At 70.3% G+C, this 21,964-nt stretch carries 19 protein-coding genes; 8 read left to right on the forward strand and 11 right to left on the reverse strand.

Going from position 1 to position 21,964, the window contains the following annotated elements:
• From AC3ETA_RS23005 to AC3ETA_RS23025, 5 genes are all read right to left on the reverse strand, one after another.
• On the reverse strand, nucleotides 1-2,447 hold a 2,447-nt coding region (locus AC3ETA_RS23005), incomplete at its 3' end, for a hypothetical protein (RefSeq protein ID WP_432194774.1).
• 160 nt (nucleotides 2,448-2,607) lie between these two features.
• A complete protein-coding gene (locus tag AC3ETA_RS23010) occupies nucleotides 2,608-3,015 on the reverse strand; it encodes a DUF6113 family protein (RefSeq protein WP_432194775.1) in 408 nt (135 codons plus the stop codon).
• Nucleotides 3,012-3,875 (reverse strand): N-acetyl-1-D-myo-inositol-2-amino-2-deoxy-alpha-D-glucopyranoside deacetylase, encoded by an 864-nt coding sequence (gene mshB / locus AC3ETA_RS23015; RefSeq protein ID WP_432194776.1) that lies wholly within the window; start codon nucleotides 3,873-3,875, stop codon nucleotides 3,012-3,014. Before mshB ends, AC3ETA_RS23010 begins: the two co-directional genes overlap by 4 nt.
• A 295-nt stretch (nucleotides 3,876-4,170) precedes the next feature.
• Nucleotides 4,171-4,518 carry a hypothetical protein gene (locus tag AC3ETA_RS23020; protein ID WP_432194777.1) on the reverse strand — a complete coding sequence of 116 codons (348 nt, stop codon included), beginning with the start codon at nucleotides 4,516-4,518 and terminating at the stop codon, nucleotides 4,171-4,173.
• 67 nt (nucleotides 4,519-4,585) lie between these two features.
• Nucleotides 4,586-5,458, reverse strand: a complete 873-nt coding sequence (locus AC3ETA_RS23025; RefSeq protein ID WP_432194778.1) for a helix-turn-helix domain-containing protein — start codon at nucleotides 5,456-5,458, stop codon at nucleotides 4,586-4,588.
• A gap of 845 nt (nucleotides 5,459-6,303) precedes the next feature.
• Between AC3ETA_RS23025 and AC3ETA_RS23030 the strand changes: the two genes are divergently transcribed.
• Together AC3ETA_RS23030 and AC3ETA_RS23035 are read left to right on the forward strand one after the other, a co-directional pair.
• Nucleotides 6,304-7,179, forward strand: a complete 876-nt coding sequence (locus AC3ETA_RS23030) for a helix-turn-helix domain-containing protein (RefSeq protein ID WP_432194779.1) — start codon at nucleotides 6,304-6,306, stop codon at nucleotides 7,177-7,179.
• A complete protein-coding gene (locus AC3ETA_RS23035; protein ID WP_432194780.1) occupies nucleotides 7,176-7,385 on the forward strand; it encodes a DUF397 domain-containing protein in 210 nt (69 codons plus the stop codon). Before AC3ETA_RS23030 ends, AC3ETA_RS23035 begins: the two co-directional genes overlap by 4 nt.
• Before the next feature lie 264 nt (nucleotides 7,386-7,649).
• On the opposite strand, the gene AC3ETA_RS23040 is transcribed toward AC3ETA_RS23035, so the two are convergent.
• A complete protein-coding gene (locus AC3ETA_RS23040; protein ID WP_388213105.1) occupies nucleotides 7,650-7,844 on the reverse strand; it encodes a hypothetical protein in 195 nt (64 codons plus the stop codon).
• A 175-nt stretch (nucleotides 7,845-8,019) separates the two neighbouring features.
• On the opposite strand from AC3ETA_RS23040, the gene AC3ETA_RS23045 reads away from it, so the two are divergent.
• On the forward strand, nucleotides 8,020-10,140 hold the full coding sequence (locus tag AC3ETA_RS23045; RefSeq protein ID WP_432194781.1) for a S9 family peptidase: 2,121 nt from the start codon (nucleotides 8,020-8,022) through the stop codon (nucleotides 10,138-10,140).
• A 163-nt stretch (nucleotides 10,141-10,303) separates the two neighbouring features.
• Here the strand turns inward: AC3ETA_RS23045 and AC3ETA_RS23050 are convergent, their stop codons facing one another.
• Genes AC3ETA_RS23050 through AC3ETA_RS23070 form a run of 5 tightly spaced genes read right to left on the reverse strand, consistent with a single transcriptional unit; the run spans nucleotide 10,304 to nucleotide 15,824 of the window.
• On the reverse strand, nucleotides 10,304-11,335 hold the full coding sequence (locus tag AC3ETA_RS23050) for an ABC transporter ATP-binding protein (protein ID WP_432194782.1): 1,032 nt from the start codon (nucleotides 11,333-11,335) through the stop codon (nucleotides 10,304-10,306).
• Nucleotides 11,328-12,302 carry an ABC transporter ATP-binding protein gene (locus tag AC3ETA_RS23055; protein ID WP_432194783.1) on the reverse strand — a complete coding sequence of 325 codons (975 nt, stop codon included), beginning with the start codon at nucleotides 12,300-12,302 and terminating at the stop codon, nucleotides 11,328-11,330. The genes AC3ETA_RS23050 and AC3ETA_RS23055 overlap by 8 nt, the downstream gene beginning before the upstream one ends.
• 7 nt (nucleotides 12,303-12,309) lie before the next feature.
• A complete protein-coding gene (locus tag AC3ETA_RS23060) occupies nucleotides 12,310-13,275 on the reverse strand; it encodes an ABC transporter permease (RefSeq protein ID WP_432194784.1) in 966 nt (321 codons plus the stop codon).
• Entirely contained in the window at nucleotides 13,268-14,191 is a 924-nt protein-coding gene (locus AC3ETA_RS23065) for an ABC transporter permease (protein ID WP_432194785.1), read from the reverse strand. The genes AC3ETA_RS23060 and AC3ETA_RS23065 overlap by 8 nt, the downstream gene beginning before the upstream one ends.
• 7 nt (nucleotides 14,192-14,198) lie before the next feature.
• The gene (locus AC3ETA_RS23070; RefSeq protein ID WP_432194786.1) at nucleotides 14,199-15,824 is read right to left on the reverse strand and encodes a peptide ABC transporter substrate-binding protein; all 1,626 of its coding nucleotides are present in this window, start codon (nucleotides 15,822-15,824) and stop codon (nucleotides 14,199-14,201) included.
• A gap of 316 nt (nucleotides 15,825-16,140) precedes the next feature.
• On the opposite strand from AC3ETA_RS23070, the gene AC3ETA_RS23075 reads away from it, so the two are divergent.
• Genes AC3ETA_RS23075 through AC3ETA_RS23095 form a run of 5 tightly spaced genes read left to right on the forward strand, consistent with a single transcriptional unit; the run spans nucleotide 16,141 to nucleotide 21,906 of the window.
• Entirely contained in the window at nucleotides 16,141-17,973 is a 1,833-nt protein-coding gene (locus tag AC3ETA_RS23075) for an ABC transporter substrate-binding protein (RefSeq protein WP_432194787.1), read from the forward strand.
• 6 nt (nucleotides 17,974-17,979) lie between these two features.
• A complete protein-coding gene (locus AC3ETA_RS23080) occupies nucleotides 17,980-19,032 on the forward strand; it encodes an ABC transporter permease (protein ID WP_432194788.1) in 1,053 nt (350 codons plus the stop codon).
• A complete protein-coding gene (locus tag AC3ETA_RS23085) occupies nucleotides 19,029-19,961 on the forward strand; it encodes an ABC transporter permease (RefSeq protein WP_432194789.1) in 933 nt (310 codons plus the stop codon). The genes AC3ETA_RS23080 and AC3ETA_RS23085 overlap by 4 nt, the downstream gene beginning before the upstream one ends.
• Nucleotides 19,958-20,932: an ABC transporter ATP-binding protein gene (locus AC3ETA_RS23090; protein WP_432194790.1), complete on the forward strand. Its 975-nt coding sequence runs from the start codon at nucleotides 19,958-19,960 to the stop codon at nucleotides 20,930-20,932. Before AC3ETA_RS23085 ends, AC3ETA_RS23090 begins: the two co-directional genes overlap by 4 nt.
• Nucleotides 20,929-21,906: an ABC transporter ATP-binding protein gene (locus tag AC3ETA_RS23095; protein WP_432194791.1), complete on the forward strand. Its 978-nt coding sequence runs from the start codon at nucleotides 20,929-20,931 to the stop codon at nucleotides 21,904-21,906. The genes AC3ETA_RS23090 and AC3ETA_RS23095 overlap by 4 nt, the downstream gene beginning before the upstream one ends.
• The last annotated feature ends 58 nt before the right edge of the window (nucleotides 21,907-21,964 follow it).

Below are 21,964 nucleotides of genomic sequence, written 5' to 3' on the forward strand. Positions count from 1 at the left end.
TAGCTCGGGTCGGTGTCGATGGTGACGGTGCGTTCCGCCGCCGTCCTGCCGCGCAGCGCCTTGCGCAGGGCGGAGGCGACATCCTGCGGAAGGACGTCGCGCTTGCCGCTCGCGCCGTTGATCTGCACGCCGTCGAAGGTGGCGCCGTACGCCGCCTGGAGCGCCTTGAGGTCGTACGTGTCCACGAGCTTGCCGTTGACGGCCTTGGCTCCGAGGATCTTCGGCAGGGACAGGGAGCCGAACGGGATGCTGTGCGCGGCGTCCGTCTGGACCGTGACCTTGTCGGCCATCGCCGGCTCAGCGAACTCCTTCATGAACCGGTCGACCTCGGCCTTGGTGACCGTCGGCTCCTTGGCGGTGGTCGCCACCTTCACCGGTGCGGACGCGCCCGTCTCCACCTGGGTGCGGTACGCCTCCTCGACCGCCGCGGTCGACCCGGCGACGTCGATGCCCTGGCCGGCCTTGCCGTACACGGCGACCGCCTTGCCGGTCTTGAAGGAGACAGTGCCCTCGGTGACCGAGCCGGAGCCGCCGGAGGCGTCCTCCAGGGCGGCGTGCAGCTTCTCCTCGTCGGTCGGCATGACCGGGTCGACGACCCGCTGGTTGCCGAAGAGGGAGCCGATCACTGAGATCGGGTTGTAGTCGCTGCTCGCGGCCGTGCTGACCGTCTGCTGCATGTCGAACTGGAGCCCCGCCTGGTCCGGCTGCAGGGCCACGGTCCTGCCGCCCACGGACAGCTTCAGCGGCTTGTTGACCCGCTCGTCGAAGGCGTCGTTGAGCTTGCGGACCGCGTCGTCGCGGGTGCCGCCGCCGATGTCGACACCGAGCACGGTGGTGCCCTTGGGCACGTCGGTGTGGTTCATCAGCAGGCCGGCGCCGTACAGACCGCCCGCGAGGACGATGACACCGCCGCCGATCAGCGCCCGCTTGTTGCGGCCCTTCTTCTTCGGCGAGCGGGAGGACGAGGAGCTCGACGAGGACGACTCGGGGAGCTTCGGGGGCGTGTGCGGCCCGGACGGCGTGTCGGTGCCACCCGGCCCGAAGGGGCCGCCCTGGGCGCCACCGGGCACGATCGGGATGCCGCTGGTGACGGTGTGGCCGGAGACGTTGTCGGCGACGCCGTAGTTCGGGCCGCCGGGCTCGGGGGCCGGCTTCTGCGGGGTGAGGATCGCGGTGTCGTCGCTCATGCCGCCGCCGGGGCCCTGGCCCGGGGCGTTGAAGGCGGCGCCGGGACCGTTCGGACCGGGACCGTTCGGACCGGGGGCGCCGGGGCCCGCGGGGCCGGACGGGCCGACGTTGATGCCGGGAATGCCGGAACCGCCGGGTGCGCCCGCAGCACCGGGGCCACCCGGACCTCGGTCGGCCGGGCCCCGGCCGCCGGGACCGCCCCGGCCGCCCTGTCCGCCGCCCGCGACCGGCGGCACCGCCGGTCCGTCGCCGGTGACCGGGCCGGTCGTGGGGCCGGCGGGACCCTGCGGGCCGCCTCGGCCGCCACGGCCGTTGGGGCCGTTGAAGTCACTGGAGCCACCGAAGTCGTTCGGGGCGTTGAAGTCGGCGGCGGGGTCGAAGCCGGCCGGGCCGGCCGGGGCACCGTAGCCGCCGGGGCCGCTCTGCGCGCCCTGGCCGCCGAAACCGTTCTGCCCGTTCTGGCCGGTCTGGCCGGTCTGGCCGCCGGTCCCGTTCTCCGCGAAGTACGGCAGGTCGTCGCGGCGTGCCTCGCCGCCGGGGCGAGCGCCGTTGCCGTTGCCCAGCGGGCCGGCCGCCAGTGCCTCGGTGACGTCGAAGGAGCCGGTGCCGCCGCCGTGCCCGGGAGCCACGGGTCCGCCGGTCGCCCCGGGGAGCCCCGCGCCGCCCGGACGGGAGCCACCGTCCGGCCGTGCGCCGTTCCCGCCGCCGGGTCGGGGACCGCCGGGCGCGCTCATCGAGCCGACGACACCGCCGGGCCGCCCGGAACCGGCAGCCGGGCCCGCCCCGGCGGGTCCGCCCGCGCCGGGGCCCGAACCGCCGGGCAGACCGGCACCGTTGGTGGCCGGGCCGCCCTGACCGCCCTTGCCGCCCGAGGACTTGCGCGGTGCGAACCAGTCGCTCGTCTTCTCCCCCGACGGTGGAGCGGGTTCGGCCGGGGGCTCGACGTCACCCGTGGCCGCGGTCGTGGCGGCCACGGGCGGCGGCGCCTCGATGTCGGCGCTTTCGCCCGGATTCTCGGCTTCTGTGACGGGCTTTCGGACGACGACCGGTGGAATCGGCCGTGAACCGGGGATGTTGATCCGGATCCGGGTCGTCAGCGTCGTCTCGGTCTTGCGTTCCTCCGGCTGCGCGGCCGAACGGCCCTCGTTCGCAGCGCTGTCGGAAACCATGGGGGTCCCGTACGGCGGCGTGCCCGAGGGGTACGCGGCACCTCCGCGCCCGTTGGGCCCGGAGGACGGAGTGTCAGTTTCACGACTCAAGGCAGGTTCTCCCGGTTGGCTCCACCGCCCGTTTCGACCTCATTGCTGCGGTCGGCTCGGCGGCGCGCACCACCATACTGGCCACCCCTGGCGCGTATCCCACGACCGCCTGGGAAACCCACACGGGACTCGCACGAGTGCGTCGTGGAGAAGTGGTACGTCAATTGCCAAGTCGGACGCCGTCGCCACCCGGTTGCCGCACCGGAGCGAGGGTGGCGCAGATCACAGCAATGGCCATGCCGCCGAGCAGGAAGAGATAGGAGGAGACTCCTGTGCCGAACAGGAAATCGCCCTCCGGACGGCTGGCGGTGAGCAGGATGACGGAGATCATCCAGCCGCCGGCCGGTGCGACGGCTCCGGCGCGGCTGCCCATCGCCCGGCCGGCACCCAGCAGCAGTCCGGCCTCGCCGGCGATGGCGAGCAGCAGACCGCCCGGGAACCACGCGGGCTGCACCAGTGCGCCGGCCACACCGACCACCGCGCCGAGCACGAAGAGGGCGACGTAGGCGAGGGCCCGCAGGGCGGAGGGCCGCTTCAGCTTGACCGGCTGGGCGAGCATCGAGCTCATGACGCCTCCTCGGAGGTGAGACCGGCGAACAGATCGGACTCCGGCCGCGCCCCCGGCTCACCGCGCACCAACTCGTAGTACTCGGTGGTGAACAGGGGCTGCGCGAGTTCGTTGGACAGCACGAAGTACGGCTCGGCCACCTCGATCTGGGTGGCGTGCGCCCGCATCGCGGCGGCCTTGGCGGCGGCGTACGCGGTGCCGTCGATCACGGTGGTGATCCGCTCGTCGGCGACGACTCCCGGTACGTCGGCGACAGTGGCGGCCTTACTGAAGGACAGACCGGGCAGATCGGCCTGAAGCCGGGCGAACGCCTCGTCGGCGGCGGTGCGCGGGACCCGGTTCCAGTAGACCTTGGGGATCTCCCACCCGGCGTCCACGGCCAGCTCGGCCGCGCGCATGGCGACGCGGTGGGCCTGGATGTGGTCGGGATGGCCGTAGCCGCCGTCGGGGTCGTAGGTGACCAGGACCTGGGGGCGTACCTCCAGGATGACCTCGACCAGCTCGCGGGCGGCCTCGTCGACGTCCGCCTGCCACAGGCTCGCGGGGTCGTCGTTGTCGGCGATGCCCATCATCCCGGAGTCCTCGTAACGGCCCCTGCCGCCGAGGAGACGGAAGTCCTCGACGCCGAGTTCGCGCATCGCCGCGGTGAGCTCGCCCAGGCGGTGTCCGCCCAGCTCGGCACCGGTGAGGTGGCGAAGCTCCGGGGGAATGACCTCGCCGTGCTCACCGAGGGTGCAGGTCACCAGGGTGACCCGGGCACCCTCGGCCGCGTACCTGGCCATGGTCGCGCCGTTGTTGATCGACTCGTCGTCCGGGTGCGCGTGCACCAGGAGAAGACGCCGGTCGGGGAGATCCTTCATGGAGCCCACCCTACGAGGCGGCTGTCCTTCCACGCGGTTCAGTAGCCCACGTACGTGATCTGGACGACGTAGACCCGCTCGCTTCGCACGACCACTTGGTACCGAATCATGCCTCCTCCGGGAACGGGGATCTGGCGGCCTTGAGGGTCGAAACCTTCATGGGCCCGGCCGTGGACATGGAGAGCCTCGGCCGCCCTCACCAATTCGTCGGCCACACGTTCGATGGCGGCCAAGAAGTCGAGCGGAAGGGAGCGGGCGGCCTCCTCAGCTCCGAAGGCGTACTCCCATTTCCAGCTCACTCGCGAATTGCCTTCATCGATTCGTCGAGAACGGCGCTCAGCTCGCGAAGGGCCTCCCACGCGGTGGCAGGATCCTCGTGTTCCAGGTTGCTCTGCGCCTGCGCGTAGCGCGCGGACAGATCTGGGCGACGGGCGATCTCGATCTCTTGAGCCCAGCTCAGGACCCAGCTCTGGACTGGGCTCACAGACTGCCACTCGACTGCTTTGGCGAAGGCCTCGTCCTTCCTGGCCTGCATCTCGTCCAGGCGACCTGGCGCGACGATGGCCAGAGCTGCACGCAGGGCATCAGGGGTCAGCTCGGGACGAGGGATCAGTTCGTTTCCGTGGTCGGCCTGAGTGCTCATGGTGTCCTCCGGAGGGTGCCCCGGCCAGAGTATCCGGCCGGACCGCGGGGGACAGGGCGGAACGGGCTCAGGCGGCAGTGGCAAGGGGAGCGCAGCAGTCACGGCAGTGTCCTGGGGTAGGTGAGCGGAAGCCTCGGTCGCAGCCTTCGCAGTTCTGAATGGGGTGCCGGACCGTCGGCGGCGGGGTCGGGGCGCGGAACGGTGGCGGAGCGGGCAGCCGGGCCGTGAGGCGGTGGGCCAGGAGGGCGGCGGGTCGTCGTGGTCCTTCGGACGGCAGGTCCGCGGTGAGGGCTTGGCGTACGGCGATGGGAGCGACGTCATGCTCCAGCCAGGCGGCGACGCCGGGAGCGAGATGGGCGGTGTCGCAGGCGGACAGGAGCAGGCGCGGGTCGTGACGGCGGAGGTCGGAGAGGAGGTCGGTGGCCTGCTGGAGGAGGGCGGGGGCGGGGTAGGCGGGCTGGGGGACGGCAGGGAGGGGTTTGTTGCGGGGCGCCCGCTTCTTCGTCGGCGTCGTGTGTGTGGGTCTGGCGGGCTTGTCGTCGGCGTGGCGCCGGTTTCCTGGCTGATTGCAGGAGACGGTGCGGGTGACGATACGGCCGCCGGGGATGCGGGTGCGTTCGCGGCGCAGGTAGCCGTGGGCTTCCAGTTCGCGCAGGGCGGCGGCGATGCGGGTAGCACCCTCGGGGAAGCGGGCGGCGAGGGTCTTGATGTCGACGCGGGCGCCCTTGGGCAGCGACTGGATGTGGCAGGCCAGCCCGATCGCGAGGAGGGACAGCTCCGAGTGCTGGGTGAGGTGGTTGCCGATCACCGTGAAGCGGGCGGTGTGGCGGGAGTTGTCGTGGGTGAGGCCGCCGCTGCTGTGAGGCCGCCGGTTCGGGTGCTTGTTGGCGGCAAGGCGGGGCTCGGCGCACGGGGGCGCGCTAGGGTTCTGCGTATCCATCGGGAAGTCCTGTCTTCCTCGGTGGTCAGGCCCTCGCACTGGGATTGCCGTCCCGGCGGGGGCCGTCGCATGTCTGCGGTTGTGTTGCGCTGAGCGTAGGGCCGACAAGGGGCCGGGAATCCAGCCGAGTTGGCGATGTTCACCCAGGCGGGTGAGTTTGGGCCGCGGGCGGGAGGGGTGGGGCTTGGCCCGGTTCTTTCACCGTCGTGGTTCTTGGGAAAGACCGCCCCTCGCACCGGAGCACGGGTGATTGGGTTCCGGTAGCGGGCCCACTTCGCACTCGGCCCACACCGTCTTGTGCGGGTACGGACCGAGGGCGGTGCCCCAGCGGTCGGCGATCGCGTCGACGATGACGAGCCCTCGGCCGGATTCGGAGCGGGGGTGGGGTGTTCCAGCCGTGGGAGGAGGTCGCCCCGAGCGTCGGTGACCTCGATGCGCAGAGTGCGTGCGATGACGTAAAGGGTGAGCCGGAATTCTCGCCCGGGGATATGGCTTTGCGTGGCGGCGCTGGCGGCGAGTTCGGCCACGATGTGCGCCGCCGGGTCCAAAGGGAGCCCCCAGGAGTGGAGTTGCTCGGTGGCGAGCAGGCGGGCGAGGCGGGCTCCGCGCGGGGTGGGTGACAGCTGCACGCTGAAGTTGCGGATGGGTGTTTCGAGTTGGGTCTCGGGCGCGGCGGTTTCTTGATTCACATCACTCAGCGTGGCGGGATGCGCCTACCGTGAACAGTGACGATGCCGCTGCGTACGGTGACCGTCCAGGGCTTGTCCGGTGGTGTCCGGGCTTGTCGGGACGGGACGTACGGGTACGGGGCGGGTCGGTACGGCCGTACGACGGAGGGCGCGGAAATGTCGGTGGACGGTGAGGTCAAGCGGCTCAAGAGCGAGGCGGATGAGCCGGGTTGGGAGGTGGACCCGGACGACGACTGGGGAGTGGCGGTCGTCGCGACCGTGGGGCGGCAGCTGAAGCTGCGGAGGGAGGCGGTCGGGATGCGGGCCGGCAAGTTCGGCGAAGCCGTCGGATACGGCGAGGACATGATCTACAAGCTGGAGAGCGGGAAGCGGATCCCCCGGCCGGAGTTCCTGGACAAGGCGGACGAGGTGTTGGGGGCGGGTGGGTTGCTCTCGGCAATGAAGGAGGACGTGGAGAAGGTCCGGTACCCGAAGAAGGTCCGGGACCTGGCAGGGATGGAGGCGAAAGCCGTAGAGCTGCTGTCGTACGGAAACCACAACCTGCACGGCCTGCTCCAGACGGAGGAGTACGCATGGGCGTTGCTGAGGACACGGCGGCCTGTGCCTCCGGAGGACCAGTTGGAGCAGGCAGTGGCGGCACGTATGGCCCGAAAGTCGATCTACAAGCGCTCACCAGTGCCTGAACTCAGCTTCGTCCTGGAAGAGACGGCACTGAGGCGCCCAGTCGGAGGCAAGATGGTGTGGCGCCAGCAACTCGAACACCTGCTGGAGGTGGCTCAGTTGCGGAACGTGGAAATTCAGGTGATGCCGATGGACCGCTGGGACCACCCTGGGATGGGAGGGCGAGTACAGGTGCTGAAGTTCTGGGACGGCACGGCGGTGGGGCGCATGGACGACGAGTTCAGCGGACGTCCCGTCTCCGATCCCAGGCAGCTCCGGATTCTCGAACTGCGCTATGGCATCATCCGGGCCGAGGCTCTGACCGCACACGAGTCGCTGGCCTTCGTCGAACGACTGGTGGGAGAAACATGATCCGCAAGGCCACTGTTGGGGACGCTTCCGAGCTGGTCTGGTTCAAGAGCAGCTATAGCGACAGCAACAACCCGAACGACTGCGTCGAGGTCGCCAACACCCCCGACACCATCCACGTCCGCGACTCCAAGCACACCGCCGGCCCGCGCCTCCAGCTCTCGCCGGACGCCTGGTCCGGCTTCGTGTCGTACGCCTCCGAAGGCTGACGGGCTACTACTCGACCTCCGCCTTTCATCCACGTGATGTCAAGGTTGACCTTGTCGCCGGCGATCAGGTCCTCGTAGCCGAACTTCTTGAACGGCCCGTTCTCGTCCTCACCGGCCCGGGTGAGCGCGTTGAGGCGGTCGAACTGGGTCGTGCCCTCGACGCGCGTACCCGTACGGGTGACGACCTGCTCGGCCAGGACCTCGCCGAACTGGCCGACGTGGGCTCCGGTCAGTGACGACCCGGAGCCCGTGGAACGGCTCGGCTCAGAACTTGAGGCTTCCGATCATGCCCGCGATGTTCGTCGTCAGCTCGCTGATGGTCGGAGCGACGGTCGAGGACGCCAGGTAGAAGCCCAGCAGCATGCACACCACCGCATGTCCGGCCTTCAACCCTGATTTCTTGATCAGAAGGAAGACGATGATCGCCAGCAGCACCACCGCCGAAATCGAGAGTGCCACGGCGGCTCACCTCCAAGAATCCCAAGCGCGGGGGTCGGACTATGGGGGCAGATAAATCCATCAAGCAGCCAGCAGGTTCATACCCACTATGCGGTTGTGATCATAACTATCCGTACGTGCGCATCGATCGGCGCACAGCCGCACAAGGGGGCGCACTGGCCAATATGGTCGGGGCATGACGACCGACCCTGTGTCCTTCCCCCGACGGCACGCCCGCACCCAGAGATTCACGCTCGGCGCACCGCGCGCGTTCGCGGTGGCGCCCGACGGTTCCCGTGTCGTGTTCCTGCGCTCCACCTCCGGTACGGACCCGGCGAGTTCGCTGTGGGTGCTCGACACGGCGAGCGGCGAGGAGCGCGTGGCCGCCGACCCGCGAGCCCTGCTGGGCGGCGGCGCGGAGGACCTCTCGCCCGAGGAGCGGGCGCGGCGCGAGCGCAGCCGTGAGGGCGGCGCCGGCATCGTCGGCCACGCCACCGACAACGCCGTAGAGTTGGCGTCTTTCGCCTTGTCAGGGCGGCTTTTCACGGCCGAGCTGCAAGCCGGGACGGCTCGTGAACTCCCCGTCACCGGGCCGGTGATCGACCCGCGCCCCTCCCCCGACGGACGGCACGTCGCGTACGTGGCGAGGGGCGCCCTGCGGGTGGTGGGCGCCGAGGGCGAGGGTGACCGTGCGCTGGCCGAGCCGGAGTCGGAGGGGGTCACCTACGGGTTGGCCGAGTTCATCGCGGCCGAGGAGATGGCGCGCTACCGGGGCTTTTGGTGGAGCCCCGAGTCGGACCGGCTCCTGGTGGCGCGCGTGGACGACACGCCGGTGCGCCGGTGGTGGATCTCCGATCCGGCGCGTCCGGAGCGGGAGCCGCAGCGGGTGGCGTACCCGGCGGCGGGCACGCCGAACGCGGACGTCCGGCTGTTCGTGATCGGGCTGGACGGGGCCCGCACGGAGGTCTCCTGGGACCGGGCGCGCTACCCGTATCTGGCGCGAGTGCACTGGTCAGCGGCGGGGGCGCCGCTGCTGCTCGTACAGGCGCGCGACCAGCTCAGCCAGTTGTTCCTGGCCGTGGACCCGGCGACGGGGGCGACCCGGATGGTGCACGCCGACGAAGATCCACAATGGCTGGAACTTTTCCCTGGCGTGCCCTGCTGGAGTCCGGCCGGGCATCTCGTGCGGATCGCCGACGAGGGCGGGGCGCGGGTGCTCACGGTGGGCGAACGCCCGCTGACGGGGCCGCAGCTGCACGTCCGCGCGGTACTGGACGTCACCTCCGACGACGTGCTGATCTCGGCGTCGGCGGGCGAGGCGGCGGCCGAGCCCGAGATCGGTGAAGTGCATGTGTACCGGGTGAACGAGCTCGGTTTGGAGCGTGTCTCGCAGGAGCCGGGTGCGCACTCGGCGGTGCGCGCCGGAGGCGTGACGGTGCTCGTGTCCCATTCACCGGACCGGCCCGGGGCCGAGGTCCAAGTACTGCGCGAGGGGAAGCGGATTGGCTTGGTCCGCTCCTATGCCGAAGATCCAGGTCTGTCCCCGCGCATCACCCTCACCACAGGGGGCGCACGCCGCATCCCGTGCGCCGTGCTTATGCCTCGGGACTACGCCGGTGACACCCCACTCCCGGTTTTGCTGGATCCCTACGGGGGACCGCACGGCCAGCGGGTGGTGGCCGCCCACAACCCGCATCTGACCTCGCAGTGGTTCGCCGACCAGGGCTTCGCGGTGATCGTCGCGGACGGCCGCGGCACGCCGGGACGCTCTCCCGCCTGGGAGAAGGCGGTCAAGGACGACATCGCGGCGGTCGTGGTGCAGGACCAGATCGACGCGCTGCAGGGGCTCGCCGAGCGGTTCCCGCTCGACCTGACGCGGGTGGCGATCCGGGGCTGGTCCTTCGGCGGCTACCTGGCGGGGCTCGCGGTGCTGCGCCGCCCGGACGTCTTCCACGCGGCCGTCGTCGGCGCCCCGGTCACCGATCTGCGCCTGTACGACACCCACTACCAGGAGCGCTACGTCGGGCACCCCGACCAGCAGCCGGAGGTCTACCGGCGCAACTCGCTGATCGACGACACGGGCCTGGTGGAACCGGCCGAGCCGCATCGCCCGATGATGATCGTGCACGGGCTGGCGGACGACAACGTGGTCGTCGCCCACACTCTGCGGCTGTCCTCGGCCCTGCTCGCCGCCGGGCGCCCGCACGAGGTGCTGCCGCTGTCCGGGGTGACCCACATGACCCCGCAGGAGGAGGTCGCGGAGAACCTGTTGCTGCTCCAGCTCGACTTCCTCAAGCGGTCGCTGGGGCTCGACTAGACGGCAACGGACCGGGGTGACATGGCGCACCCCGGTCCGTTTACGGCACCCGCACGGCCGTACGCTGTTCACCCTGACGCGTCCGTATATCGGAATCGGGTCGGTCAAGTTGCCTGCTTGTTAACGCGGTTGATGCACATTTGTGCGGCTATGCCCCCGCCGCTCACCGCGTCTCGGCCGCGACCACCTGCTTCTCCTCCGCGAAATGGCACGCCGACTCGTGCCCCGCCCCGCCCCGCTCCCCCGGCCGCGACGGCACCGCGAGCAGCGGCACCTCCTCGGCACATACGTCCCGCGCCTTCCAGCAACGGGTGCGGAAGCGGCATCCGGAGGGCACGTTCGTCGGGGACGGGACGTCGCCGGTGAGGATGATCCGCTCGCGGCGCTCCCGGGCCTCCGGGTCGGGCACCGGCACCGCGGAGAGCAGCGCCTGGGTGTAGGGGTGCGTGGGACGGTCGTAGATCTCGGTGTCCCGGCCGGTCTCCACGATCCGGCCGAGGTACATCACCGCGACCCGGTCGGAGATGTGCCGGACGATCGACAGGTCGTGGGCGATGAAGACGTAGGAGAGCTCGAACTCGCTCTGGAGGCGGGCCATCAGATTGACGACCTGGGCCTGCACGGAGACGTCCAGCGCGGAGACCGGCTCGTCGGCGACGATGATCTCCGGGCGCAGGGCCAGGCCCCGGGCGATGCCGATGCGCTGGCGCTGGCCGCCGGAGAACTGGTGCGGATAGCGGTTGACGTACTCGGGGTTGAGGCCGACCACGTCCAGCAGCTCCCGGACCTTGCGGCGCCGGTCGCCCCTCGGGGCGGCCTCGGGGTGGATCTCGAACGGCTCCCCGATGATGTCGCCCACCGTCATACGGGGGTTGAGGGAGGTGTACGGGTCCTGGAAGACCATCTGGATGTTGCGCCGTACGGCCTTCAGGGCACGGCCGGAGAGCCGGGTGATGTCCTCGCCCTTGTACTTGACGGAGCCGGCCGTCGGGCGTTCCAGGTTGACCAGCATCCTGGCGACGGTCGACTTGCCGCAGCCGGATTCGCCGACGATGCCGAGGGTCTCGCCGCGGTGCAGGGTGAGGTCGACGCCGTCGACCGCCCTCACCGAGCCGACCTGTTTCCTGAAGAGCACGCCCCGGGTGAGCGGGTAGTGCTTGACGAGCCCGCGGACCTCCAGAATCGCCTCAGCCATTGAGGCACTCCCTCCACAGATGGCAGGCGCTGCGCCGGTCCTCGGAGACCTCGTACGGGGCGGGCGCGTCGGTGCGGCACACGTCCTGGGCCATCGGGCAGCGGGGATGGAAGGCGCAGCCCCGCGGGATGTCCATGAGGTTGGGCGGCAGTCCCTTGATGGCGTAGAGCTCGCGGCCCTTGAGGTCCAGGCGCGGGACGGAGTCCAGCAGGCCGCGGGTGTACGGGTGGGCGGGCGCCTTGTAGATGTCGTGAACCGGCGCCGACTCCACGATCCGGCCCGCGTACATCACCGCGATCCGGTCGGCGACGTCCGCGACCACGCCGAGGTCGTGGGTGATGAGGATCAGGGCCATGGCGTACTCGCGCTGCAGCTCCGCCAGCAGATCCATGACCTGGGCCTGGACGGTGACGTCGAGGGCGGTCGTCGGCTCGTCGGCGATGACGAGGGCCGGTTCGAGGGCGAGGGCCATGGCGATCATGATGCGCTGGCGCATGCCGCCGGAGAACTGGTGCGGGTACTGCTTCACGCGCTCCTTGGCGCCCGGGATGCGCACGCGGTCCATCAGCTCGACGGCCCTGGCCCGCGCGTCCTTCCGCGACATGCCCCGGTGCACGACGAACATCTCGCCGAGCTGCTCCCCCACGGAGAGCACGGGGTTCAGGGAGGACAGCGCGTCCTGGAAGATCATCGCCATCTCGGCGCCGCGGACCCTGCGCCGCTCCTCCTCCTTCAGCCCCAGCAGGTCCCGCCCCCGGAAGAGGATCTCGCCCCCGGTGATCCGGCCGGGCGGCGTGTCGAGGATCCCCATCACGGCCTGCGCGGTCACCGACTTCCCGGACCCGGACTCGCCGAGCACGGCGAGGGTCTCGCCCGCGTCCACGCCGTAGCTGACGCCGTTGACGGCCTGGGCGACTCCGTCCCTGGTGCGGAACTCCACGTGCAGGTCGCGCACTTCGAGCAGCATCGGCGGCTCACCTCAGCTTCGGGTCGAGGGCGTCGCGCACGGCGTCGCCGAGCATGATGAACGCCAGGACGGTGATCGCGAGCGCCCCTGAGGGCCACAGCAGGGCGTGCGGCGCGTTGCGGATGTACGGGGACGCCGCCGAGATGTCGATGCCCCAGGAGACGCTGGGCGGCTTCAGGCCCACGCCCAGATAGGACAGCGTCGCCTCCAGGGCGATGTACGTGCCGAGCGCGATGGTCGCGACCACGATCACCGGAGCCACCGCGTTCGGGGCGATGTGGCGCAGCAGGATCCGGGAGTTCGAGGCACCCAGGGCGCGGGCGGCCTGGACGTAGTCGTTCTGTCCGGCGGTGATGACCGCGCCCCGGGCGATGCGGGAGATCTGCGGCCAGCCGAGCAGCACGATGAAGCCGATGACCGGCCAGACGCTGTTGCTGGTGACGACCGACAGCAGGACCAGGCCGCCGAGGACGACCGGGATGGCGAAGAAGACGTCGGTGATCCGGGACAGGACGGAGTCCCACAGGCCGCCGAAGAAGCCGGCGAGCGCACCCAGCACCGAGCCGAGGAGGGCGACCCCGAGCGTGGCGCAGACGCCGACCGAGACGGACGTACGGGCCCCGTAGACCGTGCGGGTGTAGACGTCGCAGCCCTGTCCGTCGTAGCCGAAGGGATGGCCGGGCCCGGCGCCCTGCTGGGCCCTGGCGAGGTCGCACTTGAGGGGGTTGCCGGAGGCGATCAGGGAGGGCCACAGGGAGATGACGACGAGGAGGACGATGATCAGGGCCGAGACGATGAACACGGGGTTGCGGCGCAGGTCGCGCCACGCGTCGGACCACAGGGAGCGGGGCCTGCCCGCCGCTTCCGTACCGGCGGGCCCTGGATCGGCGGCGGGCGGCCGCTGCTCCAGGAGCTCCTCCTCGGTGGTGGCGAGGCCCATCGCCCCGCCCGTCTCCAGCGGCGGCTCAGGCATAGCGGATCCTCGGGTCGAGTACGGCGTACAGGAGGTCGACGACCAGGTTGCACAGCAGGAAGACGAGGACGAGGACCGTCACGAAGCCGACGACGGTCTGGGTGTTCTGGCGCAGGATGCCCTGGTAGAGCTGGAAGCCGACGCCGTGGATGTTGAAGATCCGCTCGGTGACGATCGCCCCGCCCATCAGGAAGCCGATGTCGGCGCCGATGAAGGTGACGACGGGGATGAGGGAGTTGCGCAGCAGATGCCGGGTGATCACCCGGCGTCGGGGCAGGCCCTTGGCGATCGCCGTACGGACGTAGTCGGAGGTCCGGTTCTCGGCGATGGAGGTGCGGGTCAGCCGGGTGACGTACGCCAGGGAGACCGACGCGAGGACGAGGCCCGGCACGAGCAGCTCGCCGAAGGGGGCCTGCGGGGAGACGGACGGGCGGATCCAGCCCCACTCCACGCCGAGCAGCAGTTGGAGCAGCAGGCCGGTGACGAAGGTGGGGACGGAGATGACGACGAGGGTGAGCAGGAGGACGCCGGTGTCGACGGGGCGGCCGCGGCGCAGGCCGGTGACGACGCCCAGGGTGATCCCGATGACGACCTGGAGGACGATCGCCACGATGGTCAGCCGGATGGTGACGGGGAAGGCCGTCGACATCAGCTCGGTGACCTCCTGGCCGTTGAACGCCGTACCGAAGTCGCCGGTGAAGAGGTTCCCCATGTAGGTCAGGTATTGCTGCCACACGGGCTTGTCGAGGCCGAACTCCCGCCGCAGCCGGGCGGCCGTCGCCGGGTCGCACTGCCGGTCGCCGCACAGGCCCGCGACGGGGTCGCCCATCACGTTCACCATGAGGAAGATCAGCAGGGTGGCCCCGATGAACACCGGGACCATCTGCACCAGGCGCCGGACCACGTACCCGCCCATGACGGACTCAGCCGACCTTGATCTCGTTGTAGACGGGGACGCTGAACGGGTTGAGGGCCACGTTCGACAGCCGCTCCGACCAGCCGGCGCTGCCGTTCTGGTACCAGAGCGGGATGGACGCCATGTTGTCCCGGACGACCTCCTCGGCCTGCTGGAAGGTCTGGACGGCCTTGGCCACGTCGGTCTCGGCGTTCGCCCGGTCGATGAGCTTGTCGAACTCCTGGTTGGACCACTTGCCGTCGTTGGAGGAGGCGTTGGTGTAGTAGAGCGGCTGCAGGAAGTTCTGGGGCAGCGGGTAGTCCATCTGCCAGCCCGCCCGGAAGGGGCCGGAGAGCTTCTGGGTCGTGGACTTGCTGCGGAAGTCGGCGAAGGTGCCGATCGGGTTGCCGACGCAGGCCCGGTCGTTGTCCAGGGCGTTGTTGATGGAGTTGCACACGGCGTCCACCCACAGCTTGTGGGAGCCGGTGTCCGCGTTGTACGTGATCTTGACCTGGCCGCCGGGCAGCCCGCCGCCCTCGGCGATCAGCTTCTTGGCCGCCGCGGCGTCGTACTCGCACCACTGACCGCACAGCCCCGCCTTGTAGCCGCCCTCGGCGCCCAGGACGGGTGAGGTCCAGTCGGTGGCGGGGGTACGGGTCCCCTGGAAGATCGTCCGGGTGATCTGATCGCGGTCGATGGCGCGGGAGAGCCCCTGACGGACCTTGACCGAGCCTGCCTTGTTCCACTCCTTGTCGTAGTGGGGGAAGGACAGGGTCTGGATGATGCCGGCGGGGGTGTTGAGGTAACGGTCACCGAGGTCGCCGCGGACGTTCTTCAGCTGCTGGGCCGGTACGTCGTCGACGAGGTCGAGGTTGCCGGCCATGAGGTCGGTGTAGGCCGTGTTGTTGTCCGTGTAGACCTTCAGGGTGACGCCGTCGTTGCGTGCCGCGTCCTCGCCCGGGTAGCCGCCCCACTTCGCCAGCTGCATCTCCGAGCCCTTGATGTACGACTCAACGGTGTAGGGGCCGTTCCCGACGGGCTTGGCCAGCCAGGCGGCGTGGTCGTCGAAGAACGCCCGGGGCAGCGGGACGAAGGCGTTGTAGCCGAGGGTGTCGGGGAAGCTGGAGAACTTCTGGCTGAGCGCGACGGTGAAGGTGCGCTCGTCGACCACCTTCAGCCCGGACATGGTGTCGGCGCGCTGCTCGCCCTGTGCCGGGTGGACCTGGTCGTAGCCCGCGATGTACCCGAAGAAGTAGGCGTTCTTCTGATTGTTCCTCAGACTCGCCCCGTAGTTCCAGGCGTCCACGAAGGACCGGGCGGTGACCTTCTCGCCGTTGCTGAAGGTCCAGCCGTCCTTGACGGTGATCGTGTAGTTGCGCGAGTCGGTGGTCTCGATCCTCTCGGCGAGCACGTCCTCGGCCTCGCCGGTCCGGGGGTCGTACTGCTTGAGCCCCCGGAAGATCATGTTGAGCACCTTGCCGCCCTGCACCTCGTTGGTGTTGGCCGGCTCCAGCGGGTTCTGCGGATCGGTCCACGAAGAGCTCAGCACCGCGCCACCGGCGCCGGTGGTGTCACCCCCGCCCCCGCACGCAGTCGTCGCGAGCGCAACCGCCATCGCGCATGCGGCCCATTTGGCGTGCGTGACTCCGCGCATGGAGTGCCTCCTCCTGACCGCGGCACCCGTGTTTTCGCCGCGCCTAGGCAGCCAATATCGGCAGCCCTGAGCCCGCGCGCATGCGCAGGGCAGCCATCCGAGGTGCCGTTGGTCCGTTCGGCGCCAACCGGTGGCCGTGGGGGCGCCATGCCGCAACCAGGGGCTCTTCACCGGTGTGGACCATTGGCTGTCTCAATCTCATCACTTCATTGTTTCCGCAGGCCACATGGGGTTTCATGCGCCGTTGACGCGCGCAGAACAGCGCTGACAGTCCAACAGGCCGTCCCTGTGCAAGCGATGACGCGAGGTCACCACCATGAGCACTCATGAGCAGCACAGCAGAGCACGACGGCGGCTCCTGGCCGCCACCGGAGCAGCCGCCCTGACGCTGGCGGCCGGACTCGTGCCCCAGCAGGCCACGGCTGCGGACGGCGACAAGGTTCTCACCGTCGCGGTCGCACAGAGTGTCGACTCGCTGAGCCCGTTCCTGGCCTCCCGGCTCCTCAGCACCAGCATTCACCGGCTGACGTACGAGTACCTCACCAACTACGACCCCGAGGACGCCCGCGCCGTCCCGGCCCTGGCCACCGAGTGGAAGTCGTCACCGGACAAGCTGACCTGGACCTACACGATCCGCGCCGACTCCGAGTGGTCGGACGGCAAGCAGGCCACGGCCGAGGACGCGGCGTGGACGTTCAACAAGATGATGACCGACGAAGGCGCGGCCACCGCCAACGGCAGCTTCGTCGCCAACTTCCGCAAGGTGACCGCGCCGAGCCCGACCGAGCTGGTCATCGAGCTGAAGAAGCCGCAGGCCACGATGACGGCGCTGGACGTGCCGATCGTGCCGAAGCACATCTGGGAGAAGGTCGGCGACTTCTCCGGGTTCAACAACGACAAGACGTTCCCCCTCGTCGGGAACGGACCGTTCATCCTCACCGACTACAAGCCCGACAGCTATGTGCGGCTGAAGGCCAACAAGGACTTCTGGCGCGGGGCACCCAAGTTCGACGAGCTGGTCTTCCGCTACTACAAGGACCAGGACGCGGCGGTCGCCGCCCTGCGCAAGGGCGAGGTCTCCTTCGTCTCCGGGTCGCCGTCCCTGACACCCGCCCAGGCGTCCTCCCTCAAGGACGAGAAGAACATCCACGTCAACGACGCCCCCGGCCGCCGCTTCTACGCCCTGGCGGTCAACCCCGGGGCACGGGCGAAGAACGGTGAGAAGTTCGGCGACGGCGACCCCTCCCTGCTGGACCAGCGGGTGCGGCACGCCCTGTTCATGGCCGTCGACCGCGAGACCATCATCGACAAGGTCTTCCGGGGCTACGCGGTGCGAGGCGAGGGATACATCCCGCCACGCTTCGACTCCTACTTCTGGAAACCGGCCGACGGCCAGGAGCTCGCCCACGACCCCGCCGAGGCGGCCCGGCTCCTCGACCGGGCGGGCTACAAGAAGAACGGTGACGGCAAGCTCGTCGGCAAAGACGGCAAACCGATCGACTACCGCCTCCTGTGCCACGCCACCGACCCCAACGACAAGGCGATCGGGCAGTACCTCAAGGAGTGGTGGGGCAAGCTCGGCATCGGTGTGACCCTCGACTGCCTGGACAACGTCACCGACCCCTGGCTCGCGGGCACCTACGACCTCGCCTTCGACGGCTGGTCCGTCAACCCCGACCCGGACTTCGTGCTGTCGATCCACACCTGCGCCGCGCTGCCCGCGACCCCGAAGGACACGGGCGCGACCGACAACTTCATCTGCGACAAGCAGTACGACGACCTCTACGCCCAGCAGCTCGCCGAGTACGACCCGGCCAAACGGGCGGACCTCGTCAAGCAGATGGAGTCACGCCTCTACGACCTCGGGTACATGAACGTCATGGCGTATCCGAACGCGGTCGAGGCCTACCGCACGGACCAGATCAAGTCGATCACGACGATGCCCTCGAAGGCGGGCAACATCTACGGGCAGGACGGCTACTGGAGCTGGTGGTCGGCCACCCCGGCGGACTCCGACGGCTCCGACGGCTCCGACGGCTCGGGATCGGCGGGCGTCGTCATCGGCATCGCCGCCGGCGGCGTCCTCCTCGTGGGCGCGGGCGTGTTCTTCGCGCTGCGCCGCCGGTCCACCGCCGAGGACCGCGAGTAGCCGCCCATGACCGCCGACGCACCCTCCGCTCCGGCCGTCGGAGCCGCCGCGCCCGCGGTCCGGGAACCGTGGGCGCGCACCACCACGCGGTATCTGCGCTACGGCGCGGGCAAGGTGGGCGGCGCCGCCGTCTCCCTGCTCGCCGTCCTCGTCACCGGCTTCTTCCTGTTCCGGCTGATCCCCGGAGACCCGGTCAAGACCATGACCGGCGGCCGGCCCATCTCTGCCGAACAACTCGCCTCCTACCGACGCGAGTTCGGGCTCGACCTGCCGCTGTGGCAGCAGTTCACCGACTACTGCGGCAAGACGCTCACCGGGGATCTCGGGACGTCGTACCAGTTCCGGGCGCCCGTCATCGACAAGATCTCCGAGGCGTTGCCCAACACACTGGTGCTCACCGGCACTGCGTTCATCCTCTACACCCTGCTCGGCATCGTGCTGGGCACCCGCTCGGCCTGGCGCCGGGGCGGGCTCGGCGACCGGCTGAACACCGGTTTGGCGCTGACCCTGTACTCGGTCCCGTCGTTCTGGCTGGGGCTGCTGCTGATCACCGTGTTCTCGGTGGGGATGGGCCCCGTTCCCGGGCTGTTCCCCACCGGTGGCATGGAGTCGGGCGGCGAGGAGGGCTTCGCATACGTCCTCGATGTCGCCCACCATCTGGTCCTTCCGGTGATCACGCTCGTCGCGGTCGAGTACGGCCAGACCCTGCTGGTGGCCCGCTCCGCGCTGCTGGACGAGATGGGCAGTGACTATCTGACGACCGCCCGCGCCAAGGGGCTCAGGGACGATCTGGTCCGGCGCCGACATGCCGTGCCGAACGCGCTGCTGCCGACGGTCACCCTGATCTTCGTCAACCTCGGCCGGACGGTCGCGGGCGTGATCCTGGTCGAGACCGTCTTCTCCTGGCCGGGCCTCGGCGGACTGTTCTACCAGGCGCTGAGCGTGCCCGATCTGCCGCTGGTGCAGGGCCTGTTCCTCTTCTTCGCGGGGACGGTGATCGTCATGAACACCCTGGCCGACCTGGTCTATCCGCTGCTCGACCCCCGGGTGGGCCGATGACGGCCGAGATCGAGACGGACGATGCCGGGGCGCGGGCGGCCGGCCCGCGCGCGCTCGCCCGGCAGCGGCGGCGCCGCTCCGCCGTACGGTTCTGGAAGCAGTACCGCACCCACCGCAGCGGGCTGGTGGGCCTGATCGCCCTCGCCCTGTTCGTGCTGCTGGCGCTGACGGCCCCGCTCACCGTCGGCTCCGACGTGTCCGGCGTGACCGGGGCGCCGGGGGAGCCCCTGGAAAGCCCCAGTGGCGAGTTCCCGCTCGGGACGGACCGGTTCGGGCGGGATCTGCTGGGCCTGCTGGTGTGGGGCTCGCGGGTGTCGCTGCTGGTAGGGCTGCTCGCGGCCGCGCTCTCGGTGGCGATCGGCACGCTCGTCGGTATCACCGCGGGGCACTTCAAGGGGGCGTACGCCACAGTGGTCATGCGGATCACCGACTGGTTCCTGGTGATGCCCACGCTGGTCCTGGCCATCGCCCTGGCCACCGTGCTGTCCCGCTCGCTGGGTACGGTCGTGCTGGCGATCGGCGTGACGTCCTGGCCGACCACTGCCCGGCTGGTGCGGGCGCAGACGCTGGCCGTGGAGTCACGGCCGTACATCGAACGGGCGAAGGCACTGGGCGGCGGGCACCGGCACATCATGGCCCGGCACGTTCTGCCCAACGTGATGCCGCTGGTGCTCGCCCAGACCACCCTGATGATCTCCTCCTCCATCCTCGCCGAGGCGACGCTGGCCTTCCTGGGGCTGGGCGATCCGACCGTGGTGTCCTGGGGCGGGCTGCTCCAGGACGCGCGGGAGGCGGGGGCGGTCAGCTCCGGGAACTGGTGGTACCTGGTGCCGCCCGGCATCGCGATCGCGGTCGTCGCGCTGGCGTTCACGCTGTGTGGACGCGCCGTGGAGTCGGTGCTCAATCCCAGACTGGGGGTGGCACGTTGACGCTGCTCGAAGTACGGAACCTGGAGGTGACCTACCCGGGTGGGGCGACCGCCGTACGGGGGGTGGACCTGGCCCTGGCCGCCGGGCAGAAACTGGGTATCGCGGGCGAGTCGGGCTGCGGCAAGTCCACGTTCGCCCTCGCCCTGCTCCGGTTGCTGCCCGCCGGCACCCGGATCGGCGGGGAGGTCCTGCTGGACGGCGAGGACGTCCTCACCATGCGGTGGGGGCGGGTGCGGGCGGTGCGCTGGGCGGGGGCGTCCATCGTCTTCCAGGGCGCGATGCACTCGCTGAACGCCGTGCACCGTGTCGGGGACCAGATCGCCGAGCCGATCCTGCTGCACCGCAGGGCGACCCCGGCGGGCGCGCGGCGGAAGACCGGCGAGCTCCTGGAGCAGGTGGGGCTCCCGGCGGCGCGGGCGTCGGCGTATCCGCACGAACTCTCCGGCGGCCAGCGCCAGCGCGTCATGATCGCCATGGCGCTCGCCTGCGAACCACGACTGGTCATCGCCGACGAGCCGACGACCGCGCTGGATGTGATGATCCAGGCGCAGATCCTACGGCTCATCGAACAGCTCGTGCTGGAACAGGAACTGGGCCTGATCGCGATCAGTCACGACCTGGCCGTCCTCGCCGACACCTGCGACCGGCTGGCGGTGATGTATGCGGGGCGGGTCATTGAGGAGGGGCCGGCCCGGCAGGTCTACGAGGACGCCCGGCACCCCTACGCCAGGGCGCTGTCGGAAGCGTTCCCGAGGATCGGCGACGCGTCCTCCCGGTTCGCCCCTCGCGGCCTGCCGGGCGACCCGCCGGACCCCGCCGCCGTGCCCACCGGATGCGCCTTCCATCCGCGCTGTCCGGTCGTGCTGGACTCCTGCTCGGTGGACGACCCGGAACTGCGCGCGTCCGACGAGGAGCGGCGGGCGGCGTGTGTGCACGTACGGGCGGCGCAGGACGCGAGGAGCGGATCATGAGCCTGCTGAGCGCACAGGACCTGCACATCACCTACCCCGGCCGGCAGGGTGCCCCACCCGCCCGCGCGGTCGACGGCGTCGAACTCGACATCGGCGCCGGGGAGATCGTGGCCCTGGTCGGCGAGTCGGGCTGCGGCAAGACCACACTGGCCCGCGCCCTGCTCGGTCTGGTGCCCCCCACCCGGGGGCGGGTCGTCTTCGACGGCGCGGAGCTGCGCCGCTCGTCCCGGGCCCTGAAGGCGTACCGAAAGCGCGTCCAGTTGGTCCTGCAGGACCCGACGGGCTCCCTGAATCCCCGGCACACGGTGTACGACGCGGTGGCGGAGGGCCTGCGGATCCACGGGCACCGCGGCGACGAGCGGACGGCTGTCGCCGAGGCCCTCGCCAAGGCGGGTCTGCGACCTCCGGAGCGCTTCTTCCTGCGCTATCCGCACGAGCTGTCCGGTGGCCAGCGCCAGCGGGTGGTGATCGCCGGCGCGTTGGTCCTCGAACCCGAACTCCTGGTCGCCGACGAGCCGGTGGCGTCCCTGGACGCGTCCGTCCGGGGAGAGATCCTCGCCCTGCTGCTTCGGCTGCGGACCGAACTCGGGCTGTCGGCGCTGGTGGTGACGCACGACCTGGGGCTGGCCTGGAACATCGCGGACCGGGTGGCGGTGATGTACCTGGGCCGGATCGTGGAGACGGGGGACGTGGAGCAGGTCCTGACGGCACCGCGACACCCGTACACGCAGGCGCTGTTGTCGGTCCTGCCGGAGGCCCCCGGGAGCCCGGTGGTCCTCACCGGTGAGCCCCCGGACCCCTCCCGCATTCCCTCCGGCTGCCGCTTCCACGCCCGCTGCCAGGTGCTGGCGAGCGGCGAGGCGGAACGGGCGGGAGTTGCGGAGGCATGCCGGACCGAAGATCCGGAGGTCCTCGGCGGCGAGCCGCGGGCACAGGTGGCCTGCCACTGGGCGCGGGCCGGGGTCACGGCCTGACACGCACGAGGACCGGGGGCGGAAGAGCCGCCTACGGCTCCCGCTCCCGGTCCTTCGG

The sequence above is a fragment of the Streptomyces sp. bgisy027 genome (assembly GCF_057710365.1).